21 protein-coding genes are annotated in these 22,338 nt (G+C 62.7%); 11 read left to right on the top strand and 10 right to left on the bottom strand.

Features of this window, described 5'->3' with window-relative positions:
• Nucleotides 1–38 precede the first annotated feature (38 nt).
• The 4 genes from JJB99_RS24370 to JJB99_RS24355 form a co-directional block, all read right to left on the bottom strand.
• Nucleotides 39–1,250 (bottom strand): ABC transporter substrate-binding protein, encoded by a 1,212-nt coding sequence (locus tag JJB99_RS24370; RefSeq protein WP_200494827.1) that lies wholly within the window; start codon nt 1,248–1,250, stop codon nt 39–41.
• Nucleotides 1,251–1,323: 73 nt separating this feature from the next.
• A complete protein-coding gene (locus tag JJB99_RS24365; protein WP_200494826.1) occupies nt 1,324–2,496 on the bottom strand; it encodes an NADH:flavin oxidoreductase/NADH oxidase in 1,173 nt (390 codons plus the stop codon).
• Between the two features lie 51 nt (nt 2,497–2,547).
• Nucleotides 2,548–3,759, bottom strand: a complete 1,212-nt coding sequence (locus JJB99_RS24360) for a CaiB/BaiF CoA transferase family protein (protein ID WP_200494825.1) — start codon at nt 3,757–3,759, stop codon at nt 2,548–2,550.
• Nucleotides 3,760–3,774: 15 nt separating this feature from the next.
• Nucleotides 3,775–4,620 (bottom strand): amidohydrolase family protein, encoded by an 846-nt coding sequence (locus JJB99_RS24355; RefSeq protein ID WP_200494824.1) that lies wholly within the window; start codon nt 4,618–4,620, stop codon nt 3,775–3,777.
• A gap of 435 nt (nt 4,621–5,055) precedes the next feature.
• Here JJB99_RS24355 and JJB99_RS24350 point away from each other — a divergent pair, with 435 nt between their 5' ends.
• Entirely contained in the window at nt 5,056–5,793 is a 738-nt protein-coding gene (locus JJB99_RS24350) for an IclR family transcriptional regulator (RefSeq protein WP_246774965.1), read from the top strand.
• A 388-nt stretch (nt 5,794–6,181) separates the two neighbouring features.
• Here the strand turns inward: JJB99_RS24350 and JJB99_RS24345 are convergent, their stop codons facing one another.
• Together JJB99_RS24345 and JJB99_RS24340 are read right to left on the bottom strand one after the other, a co-directional pair.
• Entirely contained in the window at nt 6,182–6,769 is a 588-nt protein-coding gene (locus JJB99_RS24345; protein ID WP_200494822.1) for an ANTAR domain-containing response regulator, read from the bottom strand.
• Complete coding sequence (locus JJB99_RS24340; RefSeq protein WP_200494821.1) at nt 6,766–7,941, bottom strand: transporter substrate-binding domain-containing protein; 1,176 nt, start codon at nt 7,939–7,941, stop codon at nt 6,766–6,768. The genes JJB99_RS24345 and JJB99_RS24340 overlap by 4 nt, the downstream gene beginning before the upstream one ends.
• Before the next feature lie 409 nt (nt 7,942–8,350).
• On the opposite strand from JJB99_RS24340, the gene JJB99_RS24335 reads away from it, so the two are divergent.
• The 9 genes from JJB99_RS24335 (at nt 8,351) to JJB99_RS24295 (ending at nt 17,809) form a co-directional block, all read left to right on the top strand.
• The gene (locus JJB99_RS24335) at nt 8,351–9,751 is read left to right on the top strand and encodes an amidase (protein WP_200494820.1); all 1,401 of its coding nucleotides are present in this window, start codon (nt 8,351–8,353) and stop codon (nt 9,749–9,751) included.
• A gap of 17 nt (nt 9,752–9,768) precedes the next feature.
• Entirely contained in the window at nt 9,769–10,764 is a 996-nt protein-coding gene (locus JJB99_RS24330) for an acetamidase/formamidase family protein (RefSeq protein WP_200494819.1), read from the top strand.
• A gap of 33 nt (nt 10,765–10,797) precedes the next feature.
• On the top strand, nt 10,798–12,039 hold the full coding sequence (locus JJB99_RS24325) for an urea ABC transporter substrate-binding protein (protein WP_433995730.1): 1,242 nt from the start codon (nt 10,798–10,800) through the stop codon (nt 12,037–12,039).
• Between the two features lie 89 nt (nt 12,040–12,128).
• Complete coding sequence (locus JJB99_RS24320; RefSeq protein WP_135169740.1) at nt 12,129–12,995, top strand: ABC transporter permease subunit; 867 nt, start codon at nt 12,129–12,131, stop codon at nt 12,993–12,995.
• Between the two features lie 12 nt (nt 12,996–13,007).
• Nucleotides 13,008–14,075: a branched-chain amino acid ABC transporter permease gene (locus JJB99_RS24315; RefSeq protein ID WP_200494818.1), complete on the top strand. Its 1,068-nt coding sequence runs from the start codon at nt 13,008–13,010 to the stop codon at nt 14,073–14,075.
• Nucleotides 14,076–14,077: 2 nt separating this feature from the next.
• A complete protein-coding gene (locus JJB99_RS24310; protein ID WP_200494817.1) occupies nt 14,078–14,797 on the top strand; it encodes an ABC transporter ATP-binding protein in 720 nt (239 codons plus the stop codon).
• Nucleotides 14,787–15,512, top strand: a complete 726-nt coding sequence (locus JJB99_RS24305; RefSeq protein WP_200494816.1) for an ABC transporter ATP-binding protein — start codon at nt 14,787–14,789, stop codon at nt 15,510–15,512. The genes JJB99_RS24310 and JJB99_RS24305 overlap by 11 nt, the downstream gene beginning before the upstream one ends.
• 46 nt (nt 15,513–15,558) lie before the next feature.
• Nucleotides 15,559–16,320, top strand: a complete 762-nt coding sequence (locus tag JJB99_RS24300) for an SDR family NAD(P)-dependent oxidoreductase (RefSeq protein ID WP_200494815.1) — start codon at nt 15,559–15,561, stop codon at nt 16,318–16,320.
• An 85-nt stretch (nt 16,321–16,405) separates the two neighbouring features.
• On the top strand, nt 16,406–17,809 hold the full coding sequence (locus JJB99_RS24295; protein WP_200494814.1) for an amidase: 1,404 nt from the start codon (nt 16,406–16,408) through the stop codon (nt 17,807–17,809).
• Between the two features lie 120 nt (nt 17,810–17,929).
• On the opposite strand, the gene JJB99_RS24290 is transcribed toward JJB99_RS24295, so the two are convergent.
• Both JJB99_RS24290 and JJB99_RS24285 read right to left on the bottom strand, forming a co-directional pair.
• The gene (locus JJB99_RS24290; protein ID WP_246774964.1) at nt 17,930–18,373 is read right to left on the bottom strand and encodes a tripartite tricarboxylate transporter substrate-binding protein; all 444 of its coding nucleotides are present in this window, start codon (nt 18,371–18,373) and stop codon (nt 17,930–17,932) included.
• A 225-nt stretch (nt 18,374–18,598) separates the two neighbouring features.
• Nucleotides 18,599–20,278, bottom strand: a complete 1,680-nt coding sequence (locus JJB99_RS24285; RefSeq protein ID WP_200494813.1) for a DNA polymerase/3'-5' exonuclease PolX — start codon at nt 20,276–20,278, stop codon at nt 18,599–18,601.
• A gap of 186 nt (nt 20,279–20,464) precedes the next feature.
• Between JJB99_RS24285 and JJB99_RS24280 the strand changes: the two genes are divergently transcribed.
• The gene (locus JJB99_RS24280; protein ID WP_200494812.1) at nt 20,465–20,752 is read left to right on the top strand and encodes a hypothetical protein; all 288 of its coding nucleotides are present in this window, start codon (nt 20,465–20,467) and stop codon (nt 20,750–20,752) included.
• 359 nt (nt 20,753–21,111) lie between these two features.
• Here the strand turns inward: JJB99_RS24280 and JJB99_RS24275 are convergent, their stop codons facing one another.
• Nucleotides 21,112–21,837 carry a type II toxin-antitoxin system VapC family toxin gene (locus tag JJB99_RS24275; protein ID WP_200494811.1) on the bottom strand — a complete coding sequence of 242 codons (726 nt, stop codon included), beginning with the start codon at nt 21,835–21,837 and terminating at the stop codon, nt 21,112–21,114.
• Nucleotides 21,838–21,840: 3 nt separating this feature from the next.
• Complete coding sequence (locus JJB99_RS24270) at nt 21,841–22,338, bottom strand: hypothetical protein (protein ID WP_200494810.1); 498 nt, start codon at nt 22,336–22,338, stop codon at nt 21,841–21,843.

Genomic DNA, 22,338 nt, shown 5'->3' with positions numbered 1-22,338 from the left:
GCCGCTCGGGCTTCCGGTTCATCGATAATGCCTGGAGATCAGGACTTCTTCATCAGCGAGCACTTGCTCTGGTCGCGGGGGATGTTGGCGTCTTCGGCCGGGACGGTCGCGACGACGTCGTAGAAGTCCCACGGCGTCTTGGACTGCTCCACCGTCTTTGCCCGCAGCAAATAGTAGTCGTGGATGTGCATGCCGTCCTCGCGCACGTAGCCCTTCTCCGAGAAGAAGTCGTTCACGGGGATCGAACGGAATTTTGCCAGGACGGCGGCGGTATCGAGCGTGCCGGCCGCTTCGACCGCCTTCAGATAGTGCATGGTCGCCGAATACATGCCGGCCTGAACCATGGTCGGCATGCGGCCGACCTTGTCGAAGAATCGCTTCCCGAACGCCCGCGAGGCGTCGTTGCGATCCCAGTAGAAGGCTTCCGAGGTGTACAGACCCTGCATGTTTTTCAGGCCGACCGACTTGGCATCCGTGATCTGAAACAGCAGCGCTGCAACTTTCATCTTGCTCTTGAGACCGAGCAAGCCGAATTCGTGAGCCTGCATCAGCGAATTGGAGGTATCGCCGCTGGCATTGGCGAGCGCCAGCACATTGGCGCCAGAGCTCTGGGCCTGCAGCAGAAACGAGGAGAAGTCGCTGGTGTTGAAGGGGTGGCGTACCGAGCCGACGACCTTGCCGCCGTTCGCCTTGACCACGGCCGAAGCATCCGCTTCGAACGCATGACCGAAGGCATAATCGGCTGTCAGGAAGAACCATTCGTTGCCGCCCTGGCTGACCAGCGCCTTCGCCGTGCTGCGCGCCAGCGTGGCGGTGTTGTATGTCCACTGGAACGTGTTGGGAGAGCACTTTTCGTTGGTGATCGTCGATGCGCCTGCCGACGACACGATCATCATCTTGTTCTTGTCGCGGACGAGGTCCGCCAGCGCGAGCGCGACCGCGGAGTTGCCGATATCGAGAATGACGTCGACGTTTTCGGTATCCATCCACCGTCTGGCGATGCCCGAGGCGATATCCGTCTTGTTCTGGTGATCGGCGAAAATGAGCTCGATCGGCTGTCCCAGCAGCTTGCCGCCGAAATCGGCGATCGCCATTTTGGCGACTTCGACTGCCGCAGGACCCGCGGCATCCGCATACTGCCCCGACTGATCGTTGAGCACGCCGAGCTTGACCGGCTTCGATGCAGGCGCCTGCGCATGCGCCGAAGCAAGGCTCAGGAAAACCATCGACGCTGCCAGCACACTTCTCATTGTTTCACTCCCTTTGGAAATTTTAATGCTTGAAGTCAGGATTGATCTTGCGGGTTATCGCGCGGGTGAGGCTCTATTCCGCCGCCTCGCGGTATCGCTCCACCGCGTCGAGGCTTTCGCCACTGGCACGAAGCGCGCCGCCCCATTTGGCAAGCCACCAGCCATATTGCTCGGGCCACTTCTCGAAATTGCCGGTCAGCCCGAAATGCTCTGCGGCATGGAGCGCCCAGAACGGATCGTAGAGCATCTGGCGCGCAAGGAAGATGAGGTCGGCCCGGCCGTCCTGCAGGACCTTCTCGGCGAAGTCCGGGGTTCGGATCATGCCAACGGCGCCGGTGGCAATGTCGGTCTCACGGCGAATGCGTTCGGCGAACGGGACTTGATACCCCGGACCGCGGCCGAGATTGGCGTTGGTCGATCCGGCGCGCAGATTGCCGCCCGTCGAGCAGTCGACGAGATCGACGCCGAGCTCCTTCAGTTTGCGGGAGAAGACGACGCTGTCCTCAATCTCCCAGCCGCCGTCTATCCAGTCGGTGGCCGAGATGCGCACGAACAGCGGCGTGGACGAGGGCAGTGCAGCCCTCACGGCGCGCGTCACTTCGAGCGGAAACCGCATCCTGTTTTCGAGGCTGCCGCCATATTCGTCGGTGCGGAAATTGGCGAGCGGCGACAGGAACGATTGCAGCAAATAGCCGTGCGCCATGTGAAGCTCGATGACGTCGAAACCCGCAAGCATGGCCCGGCGCGCCGTCGCGACGAAGGCGTCGCGCACGCCGACGAGACCATCCTTGCTGAGCGGAATGGGCGTCTGGAAGCCATCGGAGAATGGGACATCCGAAGGCCCCGTGGGCACCCAGGTTTCCTCGCCCATCTCGATGTCGCGGTCCGTCAGGTGGCTGTTGCCCCGGAACGCGCGCTGCTGGCTGGATTTGCGTCCGCCGTGATTGATCTGGATCGCCGCCTTCGACCCGCCGGATTTGATCACGTGAACGATCTGGCGCATGCCGTCGATCTGGCCGTCTTCCCACAATCCGGGATCGCCGTTGGTGATGCGCCCCTTCCGGGTGACCGATGTCTGCTCGACGAAGACCAAGCCGGCCCCGCCCTGGGCAAACTTGCCGTAGTGAACCAGATGGAACGGCGTGACGTAGCCGTTCACGGCCGAATACATCCCCATCGGCGAGACGACGATCCGGTTGCTCAGCTCGACGCCGCGGAATGCAATGCTTTCAAACAGCTTGACCATTGTAATCTTCCTCTGAAATCGCCGACTGGGACATTCGCGTCTCAACGTTCGTCATGCTTGTGCGATGGCGCCGACACGGCGCAACGCATCGATCTCGTCTTCGGACAGGCCGAGATATTGCGACAGGACCTCGCCATTGTGCTGACCGAGACGCGCGGACGGGACGTAGTCTGGCGCCGCCGTGTCGTGGAGCACCAGCGGGCTGCGATGGACCAGGATGTCGCCATATTCCGGGTGGGCGATCTCGCGCAGCATGCCGCGTGCGTGGAGGTGCTTGTCCTCGGTCACCTCACGCAGGTCGCGGACCGCGGCGCAAGGCACCCGGTTGATTCGGCAGAGCCCGGTGATTTCGTCGCGCGTGAGCTGCGAGGACCAGTCGGACACGATTTGGTCGGTCTGGTCGATGTGCTTCAAACGGTCAAGCACGGTCTTGAAGCGCACGTCGTCCGCCAGCTCCGGCTGTCCCATCGCGCGCGTCAGTCCGGTCCAGTGGGATTCGTTGACGCTGATGATGGCGACATAGCCGTCGGACGCGGGATAGACATTATAGGGAGCCTCGGCCAGCCCCCCGTGACGATTGCCGGTGCGGGGAGCTGCCGCCTTGCGATTGAAGACGTCGGCCAGGTTCGAGGCCATCGCCGGATAGACGGTCTCGACCATCGCGATCTCGACCAGTCGGCCGCGGCCGCTCTTCTCGCGATCGTAAAGTGCGGTGAGAATGCCAGCGTAGAGATGCACGCCGCTGATGAAGTCGGTGATAGCCGGTCCGGCCTTGACTGGCGGACCATCGGCAAAGCCTGTTACACTCATAATACCCGACACGGCCTGGACGGTCAGATCCATGGCCAGATTGTCACGGTTGGGACCGGACAGGCCATAGCCCGTAGCCGAGCCGTAGATCAGCATCGGATTGATGGCGCTGAGTGCGGCATAGCCGACGCCCAGTCGATCGAGCACGCCCGGGGCGTAGTTTTCGATCAGCACATCAGCCTTGGCCGCGAGTTCCTTCAGGACCCTCACTCCATCAGGCGACTTCAGGTTCAGGCTGACGTTGCGCTTGTTCGCGTTCAGCATCGCGAACGGAACGGCGTTGCCCCTACTGATCCGGGCGCGATGACGCACCGGCTCGCCGTTCGGCGGTTCGACCTTGATGACGGTCGCACCGGCCTGTGCCATCAGGAAGCCGGCATACGGACCCTGGTAGACTTGGCCGAGATCGATGACGATCACCCCGTCGAGCGGCAATGACTTGTTATTGTCCAAAAGTGTCCTCGGTCGTCAGAAATTGTAGAGCCGCGCCGGATTGGCGATCAGGATCTTGCGAAGGGTGGCTTCGTCGGGAACGCAGTCGTGCAGCAGCCGGAGCAGGTCCTGGAGGTCTGGCATCGTCTCGGCGCTGTGACCGACGTGGGGCCAATCGCTGCCCCACACAACCTGATCGGGCGCCGCCTGAACGATGGCGCGCATGAAAGGAGCCGTGTCTGCATAGGGCCGGCCGACACGCGTGTTGCGGTCCGCGCCCGAGATCTTTGTCCAGTAGCGGCCGGTCTTCAGCCGATCGGTGAAGGCTCGAAAATCCGGGTGCTCGTGTCCCTTGTCAGCCATGGTGCGCGACATGTGATCAATCACATAGTTCAGCGGCAATTTCTCGAGCTCGGCCGCGGCGGCGGCCAGGTCCGAGCTCTCGATCCAGAGCTGGGCGTGCCAGCCGCGCTCCGCTATGCGAGGTGCGAGCTTGACCAGATCGTCGTAGCTGGTGCCGAGCGTCGAGACCGGTTTGCCGTCCTGCCGGATCATGGTCACGCGCACCGCCTTGAAGCCGGCGTCGGTGAGTTCATCGAGCCGCCGATCCGAGACGTCGGGCCGCAGGATCGCGACGGCACGAAGCCGGTCGGGGTAGCGGCGCAGCGCGTCGTAAGTGACGGCATTGTCGTCTCCCGATCCCACCGCATGGACGATAACGCCGCGCGTGATGCCGAGCCTGTCCCAGACGGCAAAGGCGTCTTCGATCGTGAAGGGCTTTACGGCAGTGAAGCGTCCCTCGTCGCCCTGCGGAAAGCGATCGAAGGGGCCGTAGATGTGAAAATGACAATCGCAGCTGCCTTCAGGCAATCGATAGTCCATGCAAGCAAATCCTATTCAGTTTTGAGAGGCGTTACCGCCGCTGTCCACAGTGCCTAGCCAGGGTCGCGGTCGTGAACGAGATGAATGATCTCCAGGAGAATGGCCGCGGACGTGCCGACGGAGAGCCTTGCACCACCTGTCGAGATCAGCTGATCGCAGGGGAAAATTTCATTCTCGGCTCCATGACGTCTCCCTGCAGCGCCCACCTGTGGTGGGACGTCTTATCTTTGAGCGGCTATGGCGCCGCAGCCGTGCCGGCCGGCGAGAACATTAGGAGCGGTGGGGCCCGATGTCCACTAGTTACATATATGTGGTTCTATTTCCATGTATATAGAATGCCTCATTGCCGAGGACGCCAAACGTAGGTAGTACTGGGTCCATCGCGCGAGGCGGCTTGTCGAGCGTGCGGAATTATTTTCCACATACGTGTAAGTGATGGATTCCAGCATCAAGTCGGCGAAGCGGATCTTCGAAGTCCTCGAGTACTTCGAGGATGTGAAGCGCCCGATTTCACTGAAGGAAGTCGCGACGAAGTGTGACTATCCAACGTCGAGCGCCGCGGCCTTACTGAAAAGCATGGCGATGCTCGGATACCTGTTCTACGACAGCTACAATCGCACCTATATGCCGACGATGCGCATCGCGCAGATGGGCCGTTGGCTGGATACCGGGCTCTTCGGCGATAGCGCCATCCTCGCCTTGGTCGATTTCGTGCACGGGAAACTCGACGAGCTTGTCAGCATCAGCACACAATCTGATCTGCATGCTCAGTACATTCACGCCCTGCAAACCAGCAAGCGCCTGCGCTTCGAAGTTAAGCCAGGTGATGTCCGGCCGCTTGCAATCAGCGGAATCGGACGCACGCTGCTCAGTGGTCATACCGATGTGGAGATTGAGCGGCTCCTGCGCCGCATTAATGCCGTTTGCCCCAACGAAGAGCACTTTGAACTGGATGCGCTGATGAAGATCGTCAACGGCATCCGGCGCGATGGTTATATGTTCTCGAAACACATCATCGTTCAGGACGCCGGCGTCATCGCCGTCCTGCTGCCAAAGCGTGACTTCGGGCGCCAGCTGGTCCTCGGCATAGGCGGCCCGGTCTCTCGCCTCGAGGAGCGACAGGAGGAGATCCTCGCTTGTATCCGCGAAGGCATCACGCGGTTCCTGCCCTGACTTGACTGTTTGGCAGAGCACAGCTTGTTCCATGCCTCGGAAAATCTGTCGGCCTTAATGGCCGATGGCGCTAAGAGGGCATCAAGGAAGCAGAGAGTTTCATCGTCTATCACATCGAGAGCTTTGGCGCGGGCTGACGACTGCAGCAAGGGCAGAACTACCGTTCTCGGCTTGAAGGCGGACACTTCTCCGCGCTTTACCGGAACAGCTTCGGGCCAGAAGCGGAGCGAAATCTTGGCCGAGGGTAGCAATCAGTCGAGGCGCCAGCGCGCGTTACGCGTTACGCGATGCGCGTGCTGCGGCCCATCTCGTACCCGACAATACAGCGGCAACGATGGCAGCACAGCATAGACCATTGCGGCCTGACCTCCATCTGACGGAAAGCGTTCTAGCCTGCTGCACGCGGGAGCATGCCTTTTGCCGTAATCTCCGCAGAAAGCTCTTCGATCGTCTTGCGTTGCTCCATCGCAGTCTTCCGGATCAGCGCAAACGCCGCCGGCTCGGCGAGTGCGTGCAAATGCATGATCTGGAGGACGGCGGCAAGCACGACGCGACGAGACTTCAAACGGTGCTCCAGCTTGAGAATTTGTTGCTTCAATTCGCTTGTGCGCTCGTTGCGCTCGAATGCCATGACGAGGGCTGCGTAGATGCCGGCGGACCGGAGCGGCTTAATCAGGAACGAGGCCGGATCGAGTTCGAACACCAGCTTGAGGCGGCTTGGCGTCTCGGTGCCGAGCAGGGCGATGACAGGGGATCGCGCCAGGAACGCGCGTTGCGCCGGTTGCAGCAGAGGCAGGAATTCGTCATCGATCAGTGACAAATCTGGTGCGAAGTCGACCGGCTCCGTCGGCGTCCATGCGACACCCTCGATCCCGAGACGCTCAAACTGACGCCGCACGATGCTTGCGTCGCGTTCGTCCTTGATGGCGACGAGAGCCTTGCGGCCGCGTAGCGAAAATGAAGACGGTCTGCTCATTTCACAACCCGCAGATGCGGCGCATTCGGCAATGCGCCGCCCGCCGAGGTTTCCCGCGACGGGCTGACGGCAACGTCGAGTTGCGTCAGGTAAGGATCAGGTTTAACAGGCGCGTCAGCTTCCCAGAAGATATCAAACTGTCCCTGCGGATTGGATACCGCAAGCCGCGGTGTAAGGACGCAATGATTGTTGCCGCCGTCGATCCACACCGGTCCTTGCGGCGAGTTGTAGCGATACCCGGCCGCGGCGCGCCGCACCTCGGCAATGTCGGACGAGCCCGCGCGTTGCAACGCGCGCGCCAGCAGATAGACTGCGACATAGGCGGATTGCCCATCGACGGAAGGGCTGCTGTCCTCGCCATAGCGCGCCTTCCAGCGCGCGACGAAAGCGCGGTTCTCCGGCAGGCGGATGCTCTCGAAATAGGCCGACGACGTGATGCATCCGGCCGATGCCGGCCCGACAATCGCCAGTTCCGGCTCGCACAGGCTGCAGCTCAGCATGGGAATCTCCAGCCCCGCGGCCTTGGTGCCGGCGTGAAATGCGCGGATGAAGTCGTAGCTCGAGCTTCCGACCAGCGTATTGAACACGATCGGCGGCTTGCGGCGAACGATCTCGTCGACGATGTGACCGACGGCGCTCTCGCCGAGCTCGAGCAGCCGCTCGGCAAGGATGTGGCCATCCGCCGCGCTGACCAGTTCACGCGTGACGCGATTGGTCTCCCAGGTCCACACGTAATTGGAGCCGACGCAGAAGATTTCCCGCGACAGATTGTCGAGCACATAGCGGACCAGCGGCAGCACGTTGTGATTGGGCGAGGCGCCGACATAGATCACGTTGTCCGAGCACTCGAAGCCTTCATAGCGGGCCGGATACCAGAGCAGGCGATCCGTACGCTCCACGATCGGAAGCACCTGCTTGCGCGAGGCCGAGGTGTAGCAGCCGATGATGTGCGCGACGCCGACGTTGCGGATGAGGTCGTCGCAGACCGTGTGATACTCGGAGACGATGCCGCGGGGGTCGCGGACATGCGGCGCGATCGAGAAGTCGAACTCCGTTTGCGTGTTGATCTCGTCGACCGCCATCATCGCGCTCTTGAGGATCTCGCGTCCCATGGCCTGATAAGGCCCGGACTGCGAGCAGATGATGCCAACGGGAACAGACGGCTTTGTCATTGACGGCTTTCGGTCGCGTAACGCGAAGATGAAATCATCATCGCCGATGACAGCGCAAGTGACTTGCAGTTTTGCTGCGCAGCACTCTCGAAATTTAGGCAGACAGCATCGTTGACAACGCGATAGGCAGTTACTTAGACTTTTCTCCTACAGGGCGACCTGTCGAACCTCGCGTGCGCCGATCTGGCCGATGACGTCCAGCTCCTTGCACTAAGTGCTTCGTTCGATCACGGACCCTAAAGCGACAGATCATAGCCGCGGCATTTGAGCCATTCGTCACCTCATTCGGGAGGGACGGGTGGCTTTTTTTCGTTTGCCGCCGAAGAAGCTGGCGATGCGTCCGCGTCGCCAGAACGGTGACGCATGCGCGAGGCGGCGGTGTGTCATGAGAGCGGGAGAATGAAGAGCGATGGCGGAAACAGATCTCCACTATCTCGGGCTCGTCGACATCGGGCGAAAGATTCAGGCGAAGCAGCTGTCGCCGGTCGAAGTGACCAAGGCGATGCTCGGACGGATCGAAAAGCTCGATGGCAAGCTCAAGAGTTTTGCCTATGTGATGGCTGACGCGGCTCTCGCCGATGCCGCCACGGCCGAAAAGGAGATTGCGTCCGGCAAGATCAAGGGGCCGCTGCACGGCGTGCCGGTGGCGGTGAAGGATCTCTGCTGGGCGAAGGGCGCGCCTGCCGCGCATGGCATGACGATCCATCGCGACTTCGGCCCCACAGAGGATGCAACGGTCGTGGCGCGGCTGAAGGATGCCGGCGCGATCATCCTCGGCAAGCTGCAGCAGACCGAGGGCGCTTACGCCGACCATCATCCGAAGATCGATCCGCCGAAAAATCCGTGGAACGCGGATCTCTGGCCCGGCGCCTCTTCGAGCGGGTCCGGCGTCGCTACCGCCGCGGGCCTCTGTTTCGGCTCGCTCGGCACCGATACCGGCGGGTCGATCCGCTTTCCGTCCGCCGCCAATGGCGTCACCGGACTCAAGCCGACCTGGGGACGGGTCAGCCGTTATGGCGCATTTGAGCTCGCGGCGACGCTGGACCACATCGGCCCGATGGCGCGGAGTGCGGTCGATTGCGGCGCTATCCTCGGCGTGATCGCGGGGCAGGATCCGAGGGATACGACAGCGGTGCCGCTGGCCGTGCCCGATTATCTCGCCGGCCTGACCGGCGATCTGCGCGGCGCGACCGTTGGCGTCGATCGGCGCTGGACCAGCGAAGGCACCGATGGCGATGCGGCCAAGGTGCTGGCCGAGAGTTTGCGGGTGGCGGCCGATCTCGGTGCGAAGATCAAGGAAATCACCTTTCCCGATCCCAAGGCGATCATTGATGACTGGTTCCCGCTCTGCGGCATCGAAGTCGCGGTGGCGCACGAGGAGACCTATCCGGCGCGCAAGGACGAGTATGGCCCGGCACTTGCGGGTCTGCTCGATCTCGGCCGGCAGCAGTCCGGCATGGATTATCAGAAGATCGTGCTCCGGCGCGAAGCGTTTCGCGGCGCTGTGCGTGCGCTGTTCGAGGCGGTCGATCTCCTCGCGATCCCGGCCCAGGCGTTCGCTGCGCCGACGCTTGCCAAGATGGCGGCGCTCGGTGAGGACGCCTCGCTGATCGGAGGCCTGCTCCGCTTCACATGCCCGTTCGACATGACGGGAAGTCCGACCGTGACGTTGCCCGGCGGCTTCGCGGCGAATGGTGGCCCGGTCGGCTTCCAGTTCGTCGGCCGTCATTTCGACGAGGCCGGCCTCGTTCGCGCGGGCGATGCGTTTCAGCGCGTCACCGAGTGGCATAAGCGTCATCCCGCGATCTGAGCCGAGGAGCCGAACTCATGTCCGAAGACTGGTTGAACACGTCCATCATGGCCAAGCGCGCCGTCGCGAAGGGCGCGGCCGGCGCGACGCATAGTCTGACGATCGAGCAGCAGGGCGGCTTCCACTACGTCTATGGTCCTTATGCCAAGCCGACCCTATCGATCGATCCGGGCGGGGTGGTCGTCGTCGAGACCGAAGATGCCTTCGGCGGCGTGCTGACCAAGGACACCGACAGCCCCACTGCCAAGCTCAACTTCCCTTATCTCAATCCGCAATGCGGGCCGATCGCGGTGAAAGGCGCTACGAAGGGCGATTGCCTCGCGATCTACATCCGCGACGTCGAGACCCGGGGCGAGCAGCCGGCCGGCACGACCTGCATCATTCCGGAATTCGGCGGGCTGGTCGGAACCGGCTCGACCGCGCTGCTCAATCCGCCGCTGCCGGAGCGCGTGAAAAAGCTGCATGTCGACCGGAATGGCGTGCGCTGGAACGACAAGCTCACGCTGCCCTACGAGCCGTTCATCGGCACCATCGGCGTCTCGCCGGAGATCGAGGCGATCTCGTCGCTGCAACCGGACTATCACGGCGGCAACATGGATCTCCCCGATGTCGCTCCGGGCGCGATTATCTATTTCCCGGTGCATACTGACGGGGGAATGCTCTACGTCGGCGATTGCCATGCGACGCAGGGCGACGGCGAGCTCTCCGGCGTCGCGCTCGAGCAGCGCGCGACCGTCACGCTCCAGGTCGACCTGATCAAGAACTGGAGCTTCGCCTGGCCGCGGCTCGAGACGAAGGACTTCATCATGACGATCGGCAGCGCGCGTCCGCTCGAGGACGCGGCGCGCATCGCCTATCGCGAGCTCGTGCGATGGATGGCCGCCGACTACGGCTTCGGCGAGATCGACGCCTACATGCTGCTCAGCCAGGCCGGCCGCATGCGCCTCGGCAACATGGTCGACCCCAAATACACGATGGGGGCGTCCATCCTGAAGAATTACCTCAAGCCATGACACCCAGCCGCTTTCAATAGAGGGGACATCACGATGAATTCGGGACGCAAGTTACGGATGGTTTTGCTCGGCGTCATGCTCGGTACCGCAGCGTCGATGAGTGTTGTGCGCGCGGCGGAGCCGCCGCTGAAGGTCGGCCTGCTCGAGGACGTGTCCGGCGATCTCGCCTTCATGGGCATGCCGAAGCTGCACGGCTCGCAACTCGCCGTCGAGGAGATCAACAAGAGCGGCGGCATTTTGGGCCGGCAGATCGAGCTGATCCATCTCGATCCGCAGGGCGACAATGCGCGCTATCAGGAGTTCGGCCGGCGCCTGCTCAATCGCGACAAGGTCGACGTATTGATCGGCGGCATTACCTCGGCTTCGCGCGAGGCGTTGCGTCCGATCGTCGACCGCACCACGACGCCCTATTTCTACACCAACCAGTATGAAGGCGGCGTCTGCGACGCCAGCATGATCAGCATGGGCGCGGTGCCCGAGCAGCAGTTCTCGACACTGATTCCGTGGATGGTGGAGAAGTTCGGCAAGAAGGTCTATGTCATCGCCGCCGACTACAATTTCGGTCAGATCTCGGCGGAATGGAACCGCAAGATCATGAAGGATCTCGGCGGCGAGGTCGTCGGTGAGGAGTTCATACCGCTGGGTGTGTCGCAGTTCGCGCAGACTATCCAGAATATCCAGAAAGCCAAGCCGGACTGGCTGCTGACGATCAATGTCGGCGCGGCCCAGGATTCGTTCTTCGAGCAGGCGGCCGCGGCTAATCTCAACCTGCCGATGGGCTCGTCGATCAAGGTCATGCTCGGCTTCGAGCACAAGCGGTTCAAGCCGCCGGCGCTCAACAACATGCACGCGACCGCGAACTGGTTCGAAGAGATCGACACGCCGGAGGCGACAGAGTTCAAAAAGCGATGGCACGCAAAATTCCCCGACGAGCTCTACATCAATGACATGGGGTACAACGCCTATAACGCGCTCTACATGTACAAGGCACTGGTCGAGAAGGCGAAGTCGATCAAGCTTGAGGACATGCGCAAGGTCATCGCTACGGGCGATGCTTGCATCGACGCTCCCGAAGGCAAGGTCTGCATCGATCCGAAGAGCCAGCACACGTCGCATCGCATGCGCCTGATCTCGGTCGGGCCGAAACACGAGGTGAAGATCGAAAAGGACTACGGCACGATCCAACCTTATTGGCTAGGCGAGATCGGGTGCGATCTGACCAAGAAGAACGACAAGGATCAGTACACGCCCAGCCATCTCCCCAAGAAGTCCTGACACGGGCACAGATCTTGCTCGTGATGGCGTGATGATTTCAAAGCAAGCCGGCGCCGCGGCGATGCGGCGCCGCCATCGAGGGGATCGAGATGTCGGCTGAATTGTTCTCGCTGTTCTATCAGTTTGCCGACGTCTTTGCGTTCCTCATTCTGTCGGCCGCAGGCCTCGCCATCGTGTTCGGCATGATGGGTGTCATCAACATGGCGCATGGCGAGTTCATCATGTGCGGAGCCTATGTCACGGTTGGCTTGGTCAATCTGGGGGTGCCGCTCGCCGTCGCGCAGATCTTGGCGGCGCTGACGGCGGGCCTCATCGGTGTCCTTGTCGAGTTTCTGGTGGTGCGGCGGTTCTACAAGCGCCCTCTGGACTCGCTGCTCGCGACCTGGGGACTGAGCCTGATCGTGACGCAGTCGATGCTCTTGATCGTCGGCTCTGCCGTGCGCGGCATCGGAACACCCGAGGGCAGCTTCGCGATCGGCGGCTATACGTTCTCGACCTACCGCCTGGTGCTGTTCGGCTGCGCCGTGGCGGTGCTGGCCGGTCTCTATATCATCTTCATGAAGACGCGCTTCGGCGTGATCGCGCGCGCGACGATGCAGAATGCGGCGATGGCCAAGGCGCTGGGCGCACGCACCGGCCGCATCTATGCGATCAGCTTCGGGATCGGAACTGGCCTTGCCGGGCTTTGCGGAGCGCTCTACGCACCGACCATGACACTGATCCCGACCATGGGCGCGACCTTCGTAGTCGAGAGCTTCGTGACGGTGGTGATCGGCGGAGCGAACGTGCTGCTCGGAACGGCGCCGGCCGCCGTATTCCTGGCGATGATCCGGATGGCCTTGAATGCGAGCTACGGTCAGATCATCGGGCAGATCGGCATGCTGGTCGCCGTCATTCTCATCATCCGGGTGCTGCCTGAAGGGCTATCCAGCGTGCTGGTTCGCCGTGGCCGCTAAGGGGAGACTGTGATGTTAAAGCTGCTGGAAGGGCCGCAGACGCTCGGACGCGGCAAGATCTTCTGGTCCTGCTTCCTGACGGTGCTGGCGGCTGCGCTGGCCTATCCGCTGTTCGCCGATTCCTACGATGTCGGCAATTTCGCCTACTTCCTGATCTGGATCTTCATGGCGCTCGGCCTCTGCCTGATGTGGGGGTATGGCGGCATGCTGTCGTTCGGCCAAACGCTCTTCTTCGGTATCGCCGGTTATGGCTACGGCGTCTTGGCGATCAACATGGGCGGCGGCACTGCGACAATCGCCGCGCTCGTGCTCGCTGTCGTCCTGGCGATGATCGCGGCCGGCATCCTCGGCTATTTCATGATCTGGGGCGGCATCAACGGCATCTTCTTCGGCATCGTGACGCTGTCGGCGACGCTGGTGCTCGCCTTCTTCCTCGGACAAACGGCCGGACCGGAATGGCACATCGGGCCGGCGCGGCTGAACGGCTTCAACGGCATGAAAGGCATGGATCCGCTGACCATAGGCGACTTTTATGTCGAGGGCTCGGCGCTTTATTACGTCATGATCGCCCTGATCGTGATCGTCTACCTTGCGCTGCGCATGCTGGTGAATTCGGGGATCGGCAACGTCATCGTGGCGACGCGGGAGAATCCCCAGCGCGCGGAGATGCTGGGCTACGACGTTCGGAAATATCAGCTGTTGACCTTCGTGATCGGCAGCGGCCTCGCAGGCCTCAGCGGCGCGCTATACACGTCCTGGGGACAGTTCATCACGCCGTCCAGCGTCGGCTTGCCGGCGGCGGCGATGCCGATCGTGTGGGTGGCATTCTCCGGACGCAGCGATCTGACCGCGACGCTGGTCGGGTCGTTCCTGCTGCTGTTCGGCTTTCAGACCATCACGGTCTACAGCCAGCAGGCGGCGCTGGTGCTGATGGGGGCGCTGCTGCTCGCTACGGTGATGCTGGCTCCGCAAGGCTTCGTGCTCGGCATCGGCAAGCTCGCGGCCGACAGGTGGCGGGGAGGCCGGCGGCGTGGCGAAGTGGTGGCTGAGGCCGGCCGCTTGCAACCGGAAGAGCCCTGATCATGGCGCTGGTCGAAGTCAAAGGCCTCTCGAAGCGCTTCGGCGGATTGACGGCCGTTTCCGGCGTCGACCTCACGGTCAATGCCGGCGAGATCCACTGCCTGATCGGACCCAACGGCGCCGGCAAGAGCACGCTGTTCAAGCTGATCGTCGGGCTCTATCCGCCGACCGAGGGCAGCATTCTGTTCGACACCGTCGATATCACGGCTGAGCGGCCCTACGCGCGCGTGCAGCGGGGCATGAGCATCAAGATGCAGGCCCCGAGCGTCTTCAAGGAACTGCCTGTCCGGCAGAACATCCAGACAGCGCTGCAGGAGCGATTGTCGGGGTCGGATCGCCTCGCAGAGGAAGATCGCCTGCTGACGCTGCTCAATCTTGCGGCGGATTGCAACAAGCTCGCGGGCGCGCTGTCGCACGGTCAGCAGCAATGGCTCGAGATCGGGATGGCGCTGGCGTTGAAGCCGCAACTCCTGCTGCTGGACGAGCCGACCGCCGGCATGTCGCCTGAGGAAACTTTCAAGACCGGCGAGCTGATCAGGTCGTTCAATGCCGAGGGGATGACGGTGCTCGTGGTCGAGCATGACATGGCCTTCGTGCGCCAGGTCGCCCAGCGCGTCACGGTGCTGCATCTCGGCAGGATTTTTGCGCGCGGCACGCTTGAAAGCATTCTGCAGGACGAGAAGGTCGCGGAAATCTATCTGGGTAAAACCCATGCTCACTAATGTTTCGTCTTCCGAGTGGATTATCGACGTCGCCGACTTGTGGGCGGGATACGGTGCGACGCCGATCTTGCAGGGCGTCACCATGTCGGTTTCACGCGGCGAGATCGTCGGCGTGATCGGGCGCAACGGCGTCGGCAAATCGACCCTGATGCGTTGCCTGATCGGCCTGCTGCAAACCTGGCGTGGGACGATCCGCTTCATGGGGCAGGACGTCACGGCGCTGGAGGCAGACGCACGGGCGAGGGCGGGCTTTGGCTATATCCCGCAAGGGCGCGACGTGTTTCCGCAAATGACCGTCGAGGAAAACCTTCAGGTCGGCGAGCTGATCGGCGGTCCCGGCGGCAAGAAGCTGCCGGAACTGGTCTATGAGTATTTCCCGAGGCTGAAGGAGCGCCGGCGGCAGGCCGCGGGCACCATGTCGGGCGGCGAGCAGCAGCAGCTCGCCATAGGCCGCGCGCTGATCGGAAATCCGTCCCTGATGATTCTGGACGAGCCCTCCGAGGGCATCCAGCCCTCGATAGTCCAGCACATTTGCGAAGCGCTACGGTCGTTCCGCAACGAGCTCGGAACCACCATCATCTTCGTCGAGCAGAACCTCGACACGATCCTCGCGATCGCCGAGCGCTGCTACATTATGGAGAAGGGTAAGATTACGTGGTCGCTTGCAGGCGGCGAGGTCAACGAGAACACCGTGCGCGAACAGCTTCTGCTCTGAACGGCCTCTGGCGTGCTTTCAATTCGTCAATAGGGAGGGAATGAACATGGATCTCGGACTCAAGGGAGCGAAGGTTCTCGTCACCGGCAGTACCAAAGGTATCGGCAGGGCGATCGCCGATACCTTCGCGGCCGAAGGCGCAAATGTCGCCATCTGCGCGCGCAACCGGGCCGACGTCGACAGCGCGGTCACTGCGATCAAGGCGATGGGCGTCGCTGCGTTCGGCAGCGCGGTCGACGTCTCCAACGGTCCGGCGCTCAAGGCATGGGTGGAGGATATGGCCGCCAAACTCGGCGGCATCGATATTGTCGTCGCCAATGTCAGCGCCTTGTCGATCGGGCAGGACGAGGAGAGCTGGGAGAAGGAGTTCTCCACCGACATGATGGGCACGGTGCGGCTGGTGAATGCGGCGATGCCGTATCTGGAGAAGAGCAAGGCCGCCGCGATCGTCACAATTTCCAGCGTTTCGGGTCGCGAGGTCGATTTCGCCAGCGGTCCCTACGGCACATTCAAGGCCGCGATCATTCACTACACGCAGGGGCTCGCCTTCCAGCTCGCCGGCAAAGGCATCCGCGCCAACTCGGTGTCGCCGGGCAATACCTACTTCGAGGGCGGTGTCTGGAACCAGATCAAGGACGGCAATCCCGAGCTGTACAAGACCGCGCTGGCACTCAACCCGACCGGCCGCATGGGAACGCCGCAGGAAATGGCGAACGCCGCGGTATTTCTTGCAAGCAAGGCTGCGAGCTTCATCACCGGGACCAACCTGGTGGTCGATGGTGCGCTCACGCGCGGGGTCCAGTTCTAGGCGGATCCCGAGCCGTGTAGCGACGAACCCGGCCGTACGCGGCGCCGGTGGGCAAGGTCTTTTCCGACAACAACAGGGCTGTCAGATGTCAGCAGATCCAATCCACTACAAGTCGATCACCGAGCTCTCCGAACTTTTCCGTCGCGGCGAGCTTCTGCCCTCGAAAGTGACAGAGGCCATGCTGAGCCGGATCGCCAGGCTCGACGGCAAATTCCACGGCTATGCGCTCGTCCTTGCCGAGCGCGCCATGGCGCAGGCGAAGCGCTGTGACGCCGAGCTTGCCAAGGGAATCAGGCGCGGCCCGCTGCACGGCGTGCCGATCGGATTGAAGGACCTCTGCTACACGACCTTTGCGCCGACGGCGGGCGGCACCACGATGCACGCCAGGTTCGTCCCGTCCTTCAACGCGACGATTGTGGACCGGCTCGAGCAGGCCGGCGCCGTCACGCTGGGCAAGCTGAAGATGACCGAGGGCGCCTACACCAGCCATCATCCGAACGACCAGGCGCCGGTCAATCCCTGGGGCGTCGATTACTGGGTCGGCTCGTCCTCGAGCGGATCGGGCGTGGCGTCGTCGGCGGGGCTCTGCTTCGGCTCCATCGGCAGCGACACCGGCGGCTCGATCCGGTTTCCGTCGGCAACCTGCGGGTTGACCGGGATCAAGCCGACTTGGGGCCGCGTCAGCCGCTATGGCGTCTTCCCCCTGGCCGACTCGCTCGATCATGTCGGGCCGATGTGCCGGAGCGCGTCCGATGCGGCCGTCATGCTCAGCGTCATCGCAGGGGCGGATGTCAACGATCCCACGGCCCTGCAGGCGCCGGTGCCGAACTATCTTGCAGGGATCGGTGACGGGGTCCGCGGCCTGCGGATCGGCGTCGACCGCAGCTACACTCAAAATGGGATCGATCCGCAGGTGGTCGCCGCGTTGCTGGAAGCCGAGCGGACGCTCGCGGCGCTCGGGGCCGATATCCGCGAGGTCAGGTTCCCGGCCTACGAGAAGCTCGTAAGCATGTGGATTCCGATGTGCTCGATCGAAACCGCAGAGGCGCATCTCGAAACCTATCCGGCGCGGAGGTCGGAATACGGCCCCGATCTGGCGCGGCTGATCGAGCAGGGCAGGTCGATGACCGGCGTCGAAATCGCGCAGATTCATCACGAGAGGCTTAGGTTCTGCGGCAGCCTGGCCGCCCTGTTCGGCGATATCGACATGCTCCTGATTCCCACCATGCCCGTGCCGACTCCGACGCTGACCAAGATGGGCGAATACGGCGCCGATCCGAGCGTCCTGCTCAGCATCTTGCGCTTCACCGCGGTATTCGACTTCTCGGGCAGTCCGACCATCACGCTGCCGAATGGCATGGCATCGGACGGTCTTCCGCTCAGCATGCAGCTTGTCGGCCCGCACCTGTCGGAGGATGTGCTCGCCCGCGCCGGGCATGCGTTCCAGTCGGTGACGGACTGGCACACCTTGCGCGCGCCCATCGAATAATGAGCGGGATCTCGGACAGACTGCATCGCCTGTGGCAATCTCCTGACGCGGGGCCACGACCGAACATCGGCGCAATCTCGAGCGCGATCAGAGCCGGCGTGCGCTCCTCACCGCTGATCTCTACTGCGGAACAATTCCTGCCGCCTTTATGATCGATCCCCATTTGCCGATCTCGGCTTTCAGGAAGGTTTCGAGAGCTTCCGGAGTCGCACGCGCGGGTTCGACTGGAGTCATGCTGAGTTCAGCAAAGCGGTTGACCAGCGTCGGTTCTCTGAGTGCGGTCTGGAGTGCGTCCACGATTTGGTCGAGCACGCGCTTCGGCGTGCCGCGCGGCGCGTAGAGGCCGTACAAGGTCGTGACATTGAATTCGGGAACTCCGGCTTCCGCCGAGGTCGGCACATCGGGCAGCGTCGCGACACGAGTCTTGCTGGTGATGGCGTAGCCCTTGATCGTCTTCGATTGGATGTAGGGCGTCGGCCCGGTCGCGGGATCGCAATAGACGTCGATATGTCCAGCGATGACGTCGTTCAGCGCCGAGCTATTGGCCCAGGCACAGAGGCGCACGCGAGACGCGAGACAGTAGCTAGTGACGGGTAGGGAGCCGCGAGCGCGCGCTCCTTATGCCGCCACCGATTATGCCGCCACCGAAAGAACGGGTCGATCGCGGTTTAAGAACGAGTCGGTTGGTGCGAAGGCACGCCTACAACCGATAGTCGGTCCGCGGCGAGAATAACGTTCTCGGGGGCGCGCGCTTCTGCGCGTGCGGAAGAATGTTTTGCTAAGAATGAATTAGGCTGCGCGGGCGAGCGACCGTCGCTTCTGCCTGAGGTATCGCGTGATGTCTGCGAGCGGCATCGCGTTGAGCACGCGATCCGGCGGGACGCCGCCTTTGCGCGCCATCTCCACACCCCAGTGCATGTGGTCCAGCTCGGGAATCGAGTGGGCGTCCGGATTGATGCTCATCATACAGCCGAAGTCGAGCGCCGCCTGGTGCCAGCGCCAATCCAAGTCGAGCCTCCACGGATGCGCGTTGATTTCGACCGCGACGTCGTTCTTCGCGCACGCCTTCAGCACCTTCTCGATGTCGATCTCGTAGCCGGGCCTGCGCTGGAGCTGACGACCGGTCATGTGCCCGATGATGGTGGTACAAGGATTGGAGATCGCTCTCAGCAAACGCTCGGTCTGTGCCTTGCGGTCGAGCTTGAATCGTCCGTGGATGCTGGCGACGACGAAGTCGAAGCGATCGAGCACTTCGTCGTCGTAATCGAGCGAGCCATCCGCGAGGATGTCCGACTCGATACCTTTGAGGATCCTGAAGTCCTTGCCGAAGCGCTTGTTCAGCCGGTCCGCCTCGCGCTGTTGCTGAACGATCTCTTCGATGGAGAGACCACCGGCGTAGTGCGCGGACTTCGAATGGTCGGCGACTCCGAAATACTCGAAGCCGCGCTCGCGCGTGGCTTTCGCCATCGTCTCCAACGTCTCGGTGCCGTCGGAGGCATCGGTGTGGCAGTGAAGGATTCCGCGCAGATCCTTGTCCGCGACCAGCTTCGGCAGTTTGCCTTTGAGTGCCAGTTCGATTTCGTCGCGTCCCTCCCGCAGTTCGGGTTCGATGAAGGGCAGGCCGAGCGCGCGATAGATGTCGGCCTCGTCGCCAGCGACGAGTGAACGGCCATTGTGTAGGCCGTCGTCTTCCAGTCGCATCCCTTTCTCCGCCGCCAATGCCTGGAGCTTCTCGATGTGAGCGGCCGAGCCGGTCGAGAAGAGAAGGGCGGCGCCGAAGTGCTTGCGATCGGAAATGCGGACCTGCAGGCCGTCCGTTTTCGACGCTTTCGATGTGCCGACCTTCGGGGCTTCCGCGACGATAGCGAGGTCGGCGACGAGCTCGCAGCCGCGACGGAAGTCGCCGGCGATCGTCACGCGCTTGAGCTCGGGCCGGGTCTTGCGGACCGAGTCCTTGGCGTGCGCGAGCAGGGCAGCGGCACGGTGTAGATGCAGCCGACCTTGTCCGCTCTTCGCGATGGCGAGGTTCTGCAGGATCTTGGTCTGCAATGCCGTGCCGAGCCCCTTCGCCTTCTTGATGCGGTCCTCCTTCGCCGCCGTCTCGAGTTCGGCGAGCGAGGTGACGCCCAAATCCTTGTACAGACGCATCACCTTGTCCGCGCGCAGACCCGGCACCGCCAACAACTCGAGAACGCCGGCCGGGACATCCTTGCGCAACTTCTCGAGGCTCGGATGCGTGCCGGTCCGGTGGAGCTTGGTGATGATGTCGCCGATGGCCTCGCCTACGCCGGGCAGTTCGGTGAGGCGCCCTTCGTCGATCAGGACTTCAAGGGGCACGGCGAGGGCCGCCAGGCTGTCCGCCGCGCGCGCATACGCCTTCGAGCGGTAAGGATTCCCGCCTCGCAAAGCGGATCGCTCCGCGTATTCGCGCAGCAGTTTCGCCACCTCCTGCGTTTCGGCTTTGGGCATCTTTCTGATCAGCTCGCCTTCTCGCGTCGTACGCCCTTGAACTTCTTCTTGTCCGGCGCCTTCTCAGGAACAACGGCACCCGGACGGTCAGGTTCCGTCGCCTCAAGGAACGCGCCTTGCAGCCCGACGTTGGCAGCCCGCGGCAGGATGTAGCTGCACGCTCAACATACTGTCCGGAGGATGGCCATGAAATGTATCGTAAGTGCTCTTGCAGTCGCGTTCGTTCTGTCGGCATCCGCAGCGACCGCCCAGAACACTCAGCCGAACGTCACTAATGCGCCCAGCGCCCAGAATTCAGGGACGGGTATCGCCGGTCAGCCGGGGAACAAGAACGGCCCCGCCGCCAAACCCGGCGATACGGTCGGCTCGTCGAGCGGCACGAATTCGACGGTGCAGCAGCAGGACACGTCCAACGTCAAGGGTCTGCCCGGGAACAAGAGTGGCCCTGCCGCCAAGAAGCCCGATCAGAAGTGACGACGGAGGAACGGCTTCGGTGAAGGCACGTTGGCGCGCCGTGGGGCGCGGCTGAGGAGCCTTCGCGATGATCGAGACCGATGACCTGCTGGTGAAGTGTCCAAGATGCGGTGCTTGGCCGATGGCCGTCGGCTCACATACGAGCACATTGGCGGAGCGCGAGGTGACCTTCAGATGCACCAGATGCGGAAGCGAGGAAGGCGGTAGACTCCGCCGCTCCGCCAGCTCGCGCATCGACGAGCATCGCGGCCTGGACGCTGCCTGAGCAGACGAGTGCCCGCAGGCCTGCTGGCGCTGAGGCAAACTTCACCTGCATCGCAGCTTTCCTCGCCGTGCGCAGGCGCGCCGGCGTCCTTGCCCTACAGCTGGCGCACGTCCAGATGCACCTGATCGACACATCGCTGAACCGGCCCGGGAAATGCCCGGTTGATCCAGGGGCCGTCGATGGTCTCGATGTTCTGGATCTTGGCTACTCGCAGGCAGATCCAGTTTCCCCGTTTTGATTCCTTCCGCTCGCCGGTCCCATTCACGACCAAGACGAATGCCCGCTCTTCCCCGACAGCGTGGCCGAGGACGTACGGGCAGACCACGAATTCTTTTCTCCCATAGGTCAGTCGAACCGGCCTCCGGTGAAGCATGGCTTGCCTCAGGGCCGCGAACGTAGAGCTGTGACCTGAGCGAACGATCTGGAAAGCTTGCTTGCGGCGGCCGTAGCGATACGTCGAGAAGGAGGGATTGAAGGATGCGGCCCGTGTGATGCCGAGCCGTTCCATGACGGCGAAGCTGGTGCGGTCGACGAGCGAATACTCTCCGTCAGTAGAAGTGGTCCCAATCCGCGAAGCCGCTTCCAGATCGCTGGCCGTGACGGGCTCGATGACGGCGCCGGACTGCCGCAGGCGCTCCCAAAACGTGTCCGCCGCTTCTCTGCCGAATCTTGCCGAAAGCAGTTGCCAGGTTTCGGCGAGCACGTGGTCCGTTAGCCTCCATCCATCGAGGCTGAGCAGAATGGACTTGGCGAGCCCGTTGTTGCTGTCGCGCGCAACGGCAGCGGCGAACCAGACCGAGCTGTCCACGAACGTGCTCACGTCTCACTCCTCGACCGGATATTCCCAAGACTGGCGGGTCGGAGCGTTCTGCTCAAGCCATTTCTCGGAGGCCCGTTTCGTGGCGAACAGCTTGATCCAGCCCGGGTCGCCGATTTCTCTGGAGCCTTCGCCGGAGAGGAAGATCCAGACGGACGCTTGCCGCGGTCCGCCTTCGATCTGGTACTCCCACGCAACGCCTTCCGGATCGTGCTTATCGAACCATCTGTCGGCGGCTTCGGCGGACGCGAAGACCTTCACCCATGCAGGATCGCCGATCGTCCGCCGTATTCCGCGGTCGAAGTCGTCGAGATAGATCCAGGCGGTCCGTCCCGTTCGACGCAACTCGGCCCGATGTTCGACGGCGGCATTGACCTTTTGCCGGTCGGTACGATCCTCTCTGTCCAGAGACATCACGCTGGCGTGGACGTCGGAGGGAAGCCCAGGTCTTTGGCCGGGCGGGTTGTTGGCCCACTCGATCCAGCGGTCGAATGCGTCCGCCAT

Origin of the sequence: Bradyrhizobium diazoefficiens (assembly GCF_016616235.1) — a bacterium.
In the GTDB taxonomy this organism is placed as follows: domain Bacteria; phylum Pseudomonadota; class Alphaproteobacteria; order Rhizobiales; family Xanthobacteraceae; genus Bradyrhizobium; species Bradyrhizobium diazoefficiens_H.
Note: the sequence above shows the minus strand (reverse complement) of the source record. Positions and strands in the feature narration are given on the sequence as shown.